Raw genomic sequence first — 11,917 nt, forward strand, 5'->3', positions numbered from 1 at the left:
CGGAGATATTCCGATTAACTGCTTTAAATAAGACAAAATCCGAGGATTTGGATACATTAAGCGGAAAAACTCCGCCTGTTTTAAAGGAAATATGGGTATTTCCCTATTTAAACGGAAATACTCCGCTTATTTTCCAAACACAGTGAAATCAATATTCAGTTTTAACAGAGCCAAATTTAAAAAGAGAACAGATTTTATCTGTTCTCCCCTTTCCTACTCTCTAAAGAAGATATTTAAATTATTTTAGAACTTTTATAATCACTAGTATTAAAGTTGTCCTTTTTTTCAAGTTCCCTTTAAAATAGCTTCGCCTTCAACATCAATATTTGGCAATAGTTTATCGAGCCATTTCGGCAGATACCAAGCTGATTTTCCCATTAACATCATTACAGCGGGAACATTGGCCATCCTTACGACATTTTGACATAAATTATGTCATATGATTATACAATTTCATACTTTCCCTAAACTGTAGGTCGGAGGTTCGAATCCTCTTCGGGACGTCAAAAAGCGAAAACGCTATGTATCGTGGTTTGTTATCCGTTCAATCAGTCGGAAACAATGCACATACATAGCGTATTTTACTTACACTGTATGGACGCAGTTTTCGACAATGCGATGCCCCGACTGCCTGATAATTGGCAGAAATCCTGCGGAGCATTATAACAAAAAAATAAGTGCCCATAATTTTTTTATGGGCACTTCTTCGATTTTATCGCAAAATATTTTCCCTTAAAATAAATTGTGCCAATTCTTCAATTTGCTCCGAAATGGCGCGGTCACTTTCCAGTGGAGGGCAAATTTCACGGATTTCCTCCAGATACTCTCTTGTTTTAGGGGCTAGGTCTCTTTCAGCCCCTTCTAGATAAATAGCTTGAGAGGCACATATCATTTCAACGGCAATGACTCTGGCCGAATTATGAATAATTTCCCTTGCTTGTCTTGATGCGATGGTCCCCATGCTGACATGGTCTTCCTGATTTGCAGAAGTAGGAATGGAATCAACACTGGCAGGGTGAGCAAGGACTTTGTTCTCAGAAACAAGGGAAGCGGCAGCATATTGTGCAACCATTAAGCCACATTCTAATCCCGGATCTACAGCAAGGAAAGGAGACAATCCGCTTAACTGCGGATTTACAAGCCTCTCAATCCTACGTTCAGAAATATTTGCCCACTCCGCTGAAGCCACCTTTAAAAAGTCCATTGCTAATGCAATCGGCTGCCCATGGAAGTGACCTCCCGAAATGATTTCACCACTTTCTAAAATAATGGGATTATCCGTAACGGAATTGATTTCGACTTTTAAGCGGTCTTCCACATATTGAATCGTCTGCCAAGAAGCGCCATGTACCTGAGGGATACAGCGAATCGAATAGGCATCTTGAACCCGAACTTCTCCCTGATGGGTAATCCTTTTACTGCCTTCAAGCCATTTTCGCATCCGGGCTGCAACCAATTCCAGCTCTGGATGTGGGCGAACTGCCAACAGTTCTCTTTCAAATGCAGAAATGATTCCTCTTAAAGCCTCCATTGTTAAACAGGCTGCCATATCTGCAGCTAACCCTACACGCTCGGCTTCATTTAGTGAAATGGTTCCTACTGCCGTCATGGCTTGTGTTCCATTAATTAGAGCCAGCCCTTCTTTTGCCTCCAACGATACAGCTGTAAGTCCCGCTCGTTTAAGTGCTTCCGCTCCAGGAAGAAGTTCTCCTTTATATTCAGCTTTCCCTTCTCCAATCAGTACAATTGCAATATGCGAAAGTGGGGCTAAATCACCGCTAGCACCGACTGAACCTTTGCAAGGTACGATGGGGTGAACCCCAGCATTAATCATATCGACTAACAGATCTAGCGTTTCTTCCCGAATTCCGGAGAAACCTTTGACTAAGGAGTTAGCCCTAAGTGTCATCATTGCCCTAACTACCGAAGTTGGCAGGGGCTCACCAACTCCAACCGCATCCGCCCGCAGCAGGTTCAGCTGCAGCTTTGCTATATCCTCCTTTTCAATCTCAATATCACTTAATTTACCAAAACCGGTATTGACACCATAAATCACTTTTCCATCATTTATTTGTTTTTCAATTCGCTGCCGACTTGCTCGAACTCGAATTCGATTTTCTTCAGGGATGGAAACGCTTGCATTTCTATTAACAATACTATCAATCTTGTACCGGTCAAGAGTCATTCCGTCAAGTTCTATTACTTCTAGTTCTACTAATTTGCTTTGACCCATTCGCTATCAAACTCCCTTTAGTGCTTTCGCAAAAATATTCTGTACTTTGACACTATTATAAAACTAATGCTGCTACTATACCAAACACAAATAACGGGATGTTATAGTGTAAAAACGTCGGAACACATGTATCCCATATATGGTCATGCTTCCCATCCGCGTTTAATCCAGATGTCGGCCCAAGAGTACTATCAGAGGCAGGTGAACCGGCATCTCCAAGGGCACCAGCTGTACCTAGTAATGCCACAGTGGCCATAGGACTAAAGCCCATCATAATACATAACGGTACGAACACAGTGGCCAAGATTGGAACTGTACCGAAAGATGTTCCAATTCCCATAGTTACTAAAAGTCCGATAAGCAATAATAATATAGCTGCCAATAGCTTGCTATCCCCAACAAGAGAGTTTACTGCTCCTACCATTTCACTAACTGCACCAGTCTCTTTAAGAACGGTTGCGTAGCCCGAAGCAATTAACATAACAAAAGCAATGGCTCCCATCAGTTTTACACCATCTTGGACAACTTGTTCCCCATCCTTTAATGTGACAATCCGTCCGATAAACATAACTAGAATTCCCGCAAGAGCTCCCAATACCATTGAGCCGGCGATTAGCTGCGTAGCTAATGCCATGACAACGGCTCCTATCGTGATAAAGTCCCTTATCTCAAACTTTCTTGCAGCCGTTTCGCTGGTTGCACTGACCTCCGCAAAAGCGGAATCCTGACTTGCTTCATATGTTCTTGATTTGCGGTAAGAGAAAAAGACGGCGATGAATAAACCAACAAACATGCCAACTGCAGGAAGAATCATCGCCAGTGGGATTTGCGTTTGAGCAATTGGCATTCCGTTTGCTTTCATTTCTGCAGCAAGAATTCCATGGAAAATGATTCCGTAACCAACAGGAATAACGATATATGGCATTTTCAATCCAAAAGTAAGGGCACTAGCCACCGCTCTTCTATCAATTTTTAAATAATTAAAGAAAAGCAAAAGAGGTGGGATTAAAATTGGGATAAATGCAATATGGACTGGAATTAGGGTTCCAGAGAGACATGTCAGTCCAGCAATCATAAGCAATAATACATATTTGCTTTGCTTTTTCTTTGCAAGCAATTTATCTATCAAAATCTTGGTAATTCCAGAGTAAGCGATCATCGCTGCAAACACACCAAGTAAAATATAACTTAATGCCGTTTCCGCTTGTCCCCCCATACCTCCTATTAATGTGGAAAGCGTTTCTGGAAGCGATAGTTTTGCTGCAAGTCCGGCGACAATGGCAGCAAATAACAAAGCAAAAATAACGTGCACCCTTAAAAGACTCAAGACCGTTAATACAAGTACAGATATTAGTACAGGATTATCTAACATATAGGACCCCCTCATAATTTGACTAATTAATAGTTTTATTTTTTCGCTTCATTCCTGAAAAGAAAGTGGCGTCATATATAAATTCTTAAGTGGCGCTAGGGCTTAAAAAGTATTTTTTGTACATGCACCGTTGTCTTTGCCCATCTATTCTCTATGATTGATATACCATTGCTCAATGAGCGCAGCCGTCAGTCTGCCAGTGTTAAGTAGGTTTTCAATGCTGATACATTCCCTGAAAGAATGGATATTCTGAAACCCGAGTCCCAGTGTCAAACAAGTTAATCCATTTTCATTTAATACATTCGTGTCTGCTCCGCCCAATGTTTCTGTTAAATAGGGTTTTACAACGATATTTTCAGCAGCTCTCCAAACTGTTTTTACTAAAATATCATCTTTAGGAATTTCAAATCCCAAATACTTTTTCTCAGTTCTCACATTGACTTTCGCGCCCTTTTTCAATGCAGCTTGGTGCATTACTTCTTCCATATGCTTTAGCTGAGCATTAAGCTTTTCCTCTGAAAAGCTCCTAACTTCTCCCGCCAATGTGACACTGCCCGGAATTATAGAGGTAAGCTCACCTCCGTTAATAATCCCAATATTGGCCAGAGTTCCTTCTTCAATTTCGCCAAGTTTCATGTTGGAGAGACCTTCAGCTGCTATTAAAATAGCACTATTACCTTCTTCTGAATTGAGAGCAATATGGGCGGAATTACCCTGAATCTCAATCCAAATCCGACTGCTATAAGGACCTTTAAGAATAATTTGACCGACATCACCGCTGCTATCAAAAATATAGCCTGTTTTACTTTTTGCTTTAGAGTAATCCATATAGGTGGCACCAACTAATCCCGGCTGTTCATTTACGGTTAAAATAAATTCAATTGGACCATGCGGAATACCACCCTCAATGATGGCTCTCACGGCCTCAAGATAGGCCGCTAATGCCGCTCTGTCGTCAGCCCCTAAAATCGTTGTCCCGTCAGAATGGATGACACCATCTTTAATTACCGGATTCAAACCCTCTGTTGGTAAAACGGTATCCATGTGTGTAGAGAAGAATAATGGCGGAATTGTTGGATCAGATCCTTCATGCCAAGCAATCAGATTGCCTACTTCCCCATTAAAATTTTTATGTGCTTCGTCAAACTCAAGAGTAAACCCAAGCTCTGGTAAAGCCTTAATTAAGTAATCAGCGACCTGCTGCTCCTTTGTGCTCGGTGCGTTTAATTTGGCTAATTCCAAAAATAAATCTAAAAGACGATCTCCATTTACATGCTCAGCTGCTCTCGATTTAAGTTTAGTTTGCATTTGAATCCCTCCATACTTCTCTTCATCTAGATTTGCGGTTAACAACCACTTTACCGTTTTTTATAACCGTTTCTACGATATTAGTTCCTAGTTCATATGCCACATGCTTATAGGTTGGAACATCCCAAATCTGTAAATCTGCTAATTTTCCTTCCTGAATGACTCCACGGTCATAGAGGTTGAGTGCCCTCGCACCCGCAATTGTGGCTGCTTTAATCGCTTCCTCCACGGAAAACTTATACAAACGGCAAGCAAGAGTGATGACAAACTGCATTGATTGCGTATAGGATGCAGGGCAAAGGTCTGTAGCCAGCGCGATGTCCATTCCCAAATCGAGCATCTGTCTAGCATCAAATGGCCGCTTATGACCTACAGCAAAATCAAGGGCCGGCATTAAAACAGCTGTTACTTTTGCCTCTGCAAGCTTTTTCATTACTCCTACTGGCGTGTAATTTAGATGATCAATGGAAACCATTTTCATTTCAGCCGCAAGGTCAGAGCCACCTATGTAAGAGTAGGCATCTGCATGAATTTTTGATTTCATTCCATACTCTAATCCAGCCTTAAGAATCCTTTCCGATTCCTCCGCTGTAAAATAACCATCATCACACCATACATCGCAAAACTCAGCCAGTTTTCGTTCAGCAACTTTTGGAATCATATCGTTAATAATGACTTCCACGTATTCCTCTCTCGACAGGTTTTCAGGAATTCCATGCGCTCCTAAAAATGTATTAATTACATCAAGCGGTGTTTCTTCTCCGAGTCTTCTGCTAACTTCAAGAATTTTAATTTCACTTTCTGTCGTTAGACCGTATCCGCTTTTACTCTCCACCGTTGTAATTCCATGCTCGAGCATTGTCAGCATGCGTTTCTTTGATTGTTCAAATAATTCATCCGCAGAGGTATTCCGTGTAAGCTCAATCGTTCGATTCGGCCCTTTTGTCATCGAAAGCTTTTCAAGCTGCTCCGGCTTTCCTGTCATCTTAGCCGCATATTCTTCCACCCTTGTGCCATAAAACACTAAATGGGTATGGGAGTCAACAAAGCCTGGAACAACAACTTTGCCTACAGCATCAATTAAACTGCCCGGCTCAAATTCAAATTGGGCTTTAATCTCTTCTTCGGAGCCAACTCCAACTATTTTGTCATCTTTAATCGCAATCCAGGCAGTTGTGATCACACCGATGTCTTCCATGCTCTCTCCAACACAGGTTAGAGCTTCTGCTGCCTGTGCGATTACTAAATCTACCTTTATCTTTACTTTGGTATTAGACATTTTTAGCCATACCTCCATGATTTTTTTCACATGTCTAGTTGTACTAGAGGTGATTTTTCCCCAATTTGTACAAAATCACAAACTTGTAATTTATAAAAACAACAAAGCAAGCGGTGTGATTAGCATAAGAGAAAATACCGTTCTTAAGAACCAGATAGAGATGATATCTCTCATCTTCAACGGAATTTCTGTTGACATGATGCACGGGATTAACGAAGAAAAGAAGAGAATGACAGAAACGGATAAAGACCCAATAATAAATCTTGTCTCTAAACTGGTTTCCAAAACGACTAAAGAAGGAACAAACATATCAATTAAATTAATTGCTGCAGCCTTTGCTGCCAAGAATGGCTCTGGGATTTGCAAAAGCGCTGTTTGCGGGTAAAATACATAGGCTATATAATCAAACACTGGTGTTTGGTTTACTAATATTAAACCCAGTAAGCCAATTGACATAATCGTAGGCAGAATGCCCATTGCCATTAGGACTCCGTCTCTAACATTTTCAAAGATATTCCGCCACAGTTTAGGGGCTGATGAAGCTGTCACCATCGCTTGATTCCATGCTACCTTCAGGCGGTCCTTCTTTATTACATCTTCAGGATAGCCTTCACCCGAGTAGTAATCATCACTCATTTTGCTGATTGGTCTTAGACGTACTGTAATGGCTGTAACAGCAAATGTAACAACTAAAGTTAACCAAAAGTAAAGATTCCAAATATGCATTAGATCCAATGTTTTCGCGACAACAATCATAAATGTTGCGGAAACGGTTGAAAAGCCTGTGGCAATAATCACCGCTTCTCTTTTCGTATATTTTCCTTCTTTATACACCCTATTTGTAATTAAAAGCCCAATAGAATAGCTGCCAACAAATGATGCAACAGCATCGATCGCTGACCTTCCCGGTGTTCTCCAAATCGGTCTCATAATTGGCTGCATAAAAATACCGATAAACTCCAATAATCCATATCCAACCAACAAGGCTAAGAAAACGGCTCCAATTGGAACAAGCATACCAATTGGTATGAGTAAGAAGTTTAACCAATAAGGACCCATATCTTCAGCCATTAACCAGGCGGGACCAGCCTTAAAAATGACAAGAATGGTTGCAATTGCCCCAAGAACTTTAAATAAAGAAAAAACCACTTCCACAGCATTTCTATTCCATGTCTTCTTATAAAAGGGGTGGATGGCGCCTAACACAACAATGATTAATACATAATAGGATGCACCATTTCCAATCAATGATCGAACCCAAGTCACGAAATGATCTAATGGAATAGAGCTTTTCCCGTTCCATTCGATTGGAATAAAGAACATAAAGATACCAATTGAGCTGAACAGTAAAAACTTTATAATGTTCTGAATGGAATGAATGGGCGCCAGCAAATCAGAATTTTGATTGAGCCCTGGCTGATGAGTTTCTACGGATTCTTGAAGTTCACTCATATGTTCACCTCTTTTAATAATTATCCGGAGTTTTTTGGGATTATCTAATCAAAAGAAAGGCTGTCCCTTAAGTCGTATTCCAGTCTAAGATCATACCGATTTTATCAAGATGATTTTGAATGGCAGGTTCATACCCCTTTACGTTGGGGACAGCCTTTATTTCTCAGTAACAGTAAAATTAAGCCTTTACATTTTCCTTCTCTAGATCCTTTGGACCAAATGTTGCCTTCGGTGACCACCATAGCGGAATCTTAATGCTTTCATCAGTCAGTTTTCCTTTTCCGTTGGCTACATCACGGGCAGTTTCGTAACCAGCCTGGGCATGGCGTACAACTCCAATACCTGAGTCAACTGTCATAGCTACTTCAAGTCTCATATCAGATTCTGCAGTTCCATCAGCAATCATCGTTACACCCGTATGAACCGCTTCACCCATAGAGTAATTAGCTTGTAATGCGATTAAATCACACATACCAACTGCATTTAATAGACCATTCAATACCGGCCAGTCAGAGATTAAGTCACCGCCATCTTTCATATTCTCAGACTCGAATGTTGGGTTTACTATGGAACCAGAGTCAAGATTGTCACGGGAGAATGCCACTGGCCCTGAAAGTTCACCTTTCTTAATCATGTCATTTACTTTTAAGGCGAATTTCTTCCGCTGCCCAAAGCCCATGTAACAAATACGAGCAGGTAAAGCTTCGATCGGGATATGTTTCATTGCCAGTTTAATCCAGCGAGTTACCAGCAAGTCATCACTAAATTCTTCAAGAATCATTTCATCAATTTTGCGTAAATCTTCTGCTTCACCTGATAAACAGATCCAGCGGAAAGGTCCGCGGCCTTCGCAGAATAGTGGACGAATGTATTCAGCAACAAATCCTGGAAGACGCTTTGCTTCTTTTGCTTCAAACCCAGCATCGATACATTCCTTACGGATACTAGTGCCGTACTCGAAGGAGTGCACGCCAAGATCCAAGAATTTAATTAATGCCTTAAGCTCACGGACCATTGTTTCGCGGGCTTTTTCTAAATAAAGATCACGATTTGTGTCGCGAAGTTCTTCTGCTTCTTGAACAGTGTAACCGGATGGTAAGTAAGAGATTGGGTCATGTGCTGGTGTCATGGATGTTGAGATATCTGGTAACCAGCCTGTTTGAAGAACTTCTTCGAATATATCTGCAGCGTTTCCTACCACAGCGACACCAAGCGGCTTTCCTTCTGCCGCATATTGCTTTGCCATTGAAATTGCCTCATCCAATGTGTCTGCGATACAATCAATAAATCCTTTTTCAATTCTGCGATTAATAATGTCAATGTTAGAGTCACATAGAATCGCAACCCCGCCATGCATGGTCATTGCTCTTGTTTGGTTGCCGCCCATTCCCCCAGCACCGGCAGTTAAAAGGATCTTCCCAACAAGGGAATCATTATAGTGAAGACGGGCAATAGCTGATAATGTTTCAAATGTACCTTGGATAACGCCTTGTGTACCGATGTACTCCCATGGAGCAGCAGTATAGTTAGCATACATTGTTAAGTTCTTATCTTGGAGATCATAGAAAGTAGGCCAGTCAGCTTTCATAATATTGGTTGTTGCCATAACAACGGTTGGGGCATATTTATGAGTTTTGAAGACGGCCACAGGCATACCTGATTGAACTACAAGTGTTTCATCATCTTCAAGCTCTTTTAACGATTCTACAATCGCATGGTAGGACTCCCAGTTACGTGCAGCCTTTCCAATCCCGCCGTAAATAACGAGTTCTTCTGGTTTCTCAGCATTTTCCATGTTATTTTCGAGCATTCTCAGGATTGACTCTTGTCTCCAACCTTTACAACGGAGTACATTTCCTCTTTGTGCTTTTACGGAATATAAAATTTCTGGTTTCGACATAAACATTTCCTCCTAAAAAAATAATTGTAGTTTTAAGTCTACTCACTTTAGATATTGCAAGTTGCGTGCCAACTTTTGAAATCCTCCTATTTTTATTAAATTTTCGCAAAAAGCCTGTATGGAAACTTAAAAGTTATTAATAAGGTAAACGGAGAAATGGAAGAATTTTCAAATATACCGCAGATAGATTTTGCACAGCTTTTTGTCTATAGAAATCCTTAAACATAATGAACTGTTAAAAACGGTTACTTTTTCTAAGTGCAGATATTATTTGCATGCAGACTATTAATAAAATTCAAAATACATGTTATATTCTGATAAAGGTTATTCTTTTGTAGGAGGTAAAGAATATGATTGCACAATCGATAGGTTCTATTATTAAAAGTTTTGTTGACGGAGTGGTTGTCCTAAATGACACCCTCCATATTTTATGGTATGACCTGCATCCAGTCTTTGAATTAGATTTAATAGAAGGGCAGCATATTTTAGACCATATCCCCCTCAAGCGGGAGAAATTAATTGAGAATGAAAAGTTTACCCTAACATTGAATCAAAAAAAGCTCACTATTGAGGTAAAAAAATTTTCTTCAGAAAGTGATTACATTATCCTTTGTATCGAAGACATTACGAATTTAATAGAAAATCAAAAAGCTAGATTATATTGCCTTGAGAAAATAATGGATTCTTTAGGTGAAGGGGTCATGATGAGCGACCATGAGGGAAGGATAGTCTTATATAATCATGCTCAGGAAAAGCTTGAGGGATTAGAAAGCCAGGAAATTATCGGAAAGCACCTTTGGTCTGCTTATAATTATAATCCGCAGTATTCCGAGCATAAGCATACCTTCAACACAGGAAAGCCCATATTTTCACGGTACCGGGCTCATTCAACTGTAAACGGAGTACCACGGTATGTGAATTATAGTACGTTTCCTATTCAAAGAGATGGAGACACCATCGCTGTTTTTTCAGTAAGCACAAATGAATCACAGCTTAAGGATCGCTTACACCAAGCGATCGAGCAAAAAAGGCAAACGATTCAATCCTCTGAATCTGGTTCCCAGCACTTTAACAATGGTACCTCCTTTACATTTGAAAATATTAAAGGCAAAAGTTTCACCTTGAAAAATCTCATTCTAGAAGCTCAAAATATTGCGATACATAATACTGATGTGTTAATTGTCGGAGAAACCGGAACGGGAAAGGAACTGTTTGCCCAGAGTATACACAACCATAGTCCAAGGGCAGAAAATCCATTTGTAGCAGTTAACTGTGCAGCTATTCCTGAAACCTTATTGGAAAGCACGCTATTTGGAACTGTAAAAGGGGCTTTTACCGGAGCAGCGAATCAAATTGGGCTTTTCGAATATGCAAAAAATGGTACACTTTTTCTTGACGAGATTAACTCTATGCCGCTTACACTACAGTCGAAACTGATGAGAGTTTTGCAAGAACGTTTGGTTAGAAGGGTCGGATCGAATGACGTTTCCCCAGTAGAATGTACAGTTATTAGCGCATCAAATGAGGACCCAATTAAACTGATAGAAGAAAAAAAGATGCGTCTTGATTTATTTTATCGAATCGCTCATACAAGTCTTTTTATTCCGCCTTTGAGAGAACGTACTGAGGATATCATATTTTTTATCAACTACTTTATTGAAAAACATCAAAAAAAATTCAACAAAACTGTTCCAGGGCTTTCAAAAACATTACAATCAGCACTCCTTCAATATCCTTGGCCTGGAAACACCAGGGAATTGGAACATCTAATTGAAAATATCATCATACAAACTAGTGAATCGGAAAGCGAAATAAATATTGACCATCTCCCTGCCTATTTACGAAATAAACTGGTATCAAAAAGTTCATCAAAGAATAGAAAACAGAAAGAAATGACGAATAACCCATTTAAATCTATTTTTAGTAACTCCCAAGAGCATTATATTCAGAGGGTTTTAGATCAAAACGACTGGAATATTTCAAAATCAGCTAAAATGCTAGGGATTACCCGACAAAGTTTACAATACCATATAAAAAAACATGAGTTGAAAAAAGCTGGAACGAAGAAGGATAGTTAAAAAAGGAATACCAAATTTGGACTAGCAGGATATAGCAAATGTTTCCTAAAACGTAGGTCGGAGGTTTGAATCCTCTTAGGGACATTAAAGAAATCCTTATTTATAAAGGGTTTCTTTGTTTTTTAAAAAAGTTTTGTAAACGAATATCCTGAATTTTTGTTTGCAGATGAATTTTGTGATGATACGCTTCAAAAAACGAAGAGTCGATAAGAAGTTTAATTCAAGGGGAGTGGGTGTAGATAATTTCAGAAGAAGTATCTAAAAACGTTGTAATGCTGGTTTCATACGATAAGCC

7 protein-coding genes and 1 pseudogene are annotated in these 11,917 nt (G+C 39.8%); 1 reads left to right on the plus strand and 7 read right to left on the minus strand.

The window, feature by feature from the left end; genetic code table 11:
• Positions 1-285: 285 nt before the first annotated feature.
• From ACN6MT_RS24170 to hutU, 7 genes and pseudogenes are all read right to left on the minus strand, one after another.
• A pseudogene (locus ACN6MT_RS24170) lies at positions 286-417 on the minus strand (hypothetical protein); the annotation flags it as partial.
• A 295-nt stretch (positions 418-712) separates the two neighbouring features.
• On the minus strand, positions 713-2,233 hold the full coding sequence (gene hutH / locus ACN6MT_RS24175) for a histidine ammonia-lyase (RefSeq protein ID WP_419888410.1): 1,521 nt from the start codon (positions 2,231-2,233) through the stop codon (positions 713-715).
• Positions 2,234-2,288: 55 nt separating this feature from the next.
• Positions 2,289-3,605, minus strand: a complete 1,317-nt coding sequence (locus ACN6MT_RS24180) for a Na+/H+ antiporter NhaC family protein (protein ID WP_419888411.1) — start codon at positions 3,603-3,605, stop codon at positions 2,289-2,291.
• A 144-nt stretch (positions 3,606-3,749) separates the two neighbouring features.
• The gene (locus ACN6MT_RS24185; protein WP_419888412.1) at positions 3,750-4,913 is read right to left on the minus strand and encodes a M20/M25/M40 family metallo-hydrolase; all 1,164 of its coding nucleotides are present in this window, start codon (positions 4,911-4,913) and stop codon (positions 3,750-3,752) included.
• A gap of 22 nt (positions 4,914-4,935) precedes the next feature.
• Positions 4,936-6,192 carry an imidazolonepropionase gene (gene hutI / locus ACN6MT_RS24190; RefSeq protein WP_419888413.1) on the minus strand — a complete coding sequence of 419 codons (1,257 nt, stop codon included), beginning with the start codon at positions 6,190-6,192 and terminating at the stop codon, positions 4,936-4,938.
• Positions 6,193-6,282: 90 nt separating this feature from the next.
• On the minus strand, positions 6,283-7,644 hold the full coding sequence (locus tag ACN6MT_RS24195) for a YjiH family protein (protein WP_419888414.1): 1,362 nt from the start codon (positions 7,642-7,644) through the stop codon (positions 6,283-6,285).
• A 178-nt stretch (positions 7,645-7,822) separates the two neighbouring features.
• Positions 7,823-9,544: a urocanate hydratase gene (gene hutU, locus ACN6MT_RS24200; protein WP_419888415.1), complete on the minus strand. Its 1,722-nt coding sequence runs from the start codon at positions 9,542-9,544 to the stop codon at positions 7,823-7,825.
• 350 nt (positions 9,545-9,894) lie between these two features.
• Between hutU and ACN6MT_RS24205 the strand changes: the two genes are divergently transcribed.
• The gene (locus ACN6MT_RS24205) at positions 9,895-11,622 is read left to right on the plus strand and encodes a sigma-54 interaction domain-containing protein (RefSeq protein WP_419888416.1); all 1,728 of its coding nucleotides are present in this window, start codon (positions 9,895-9,897) and stop codon (positions 11,620-11,622) included.
• Positions 11,623-11,917: the final 295 nt, after the last annotated feature.

Source organism: Neobacillus niacini (genome assembly GCF_048572935.1).
GTDB classification, from domain to species: domain Bacteria; phylum Bacillota; class Bacilli; order Bacillales; family Cytobacillaceae; genus Neobacillus; species Neobacillus niacini.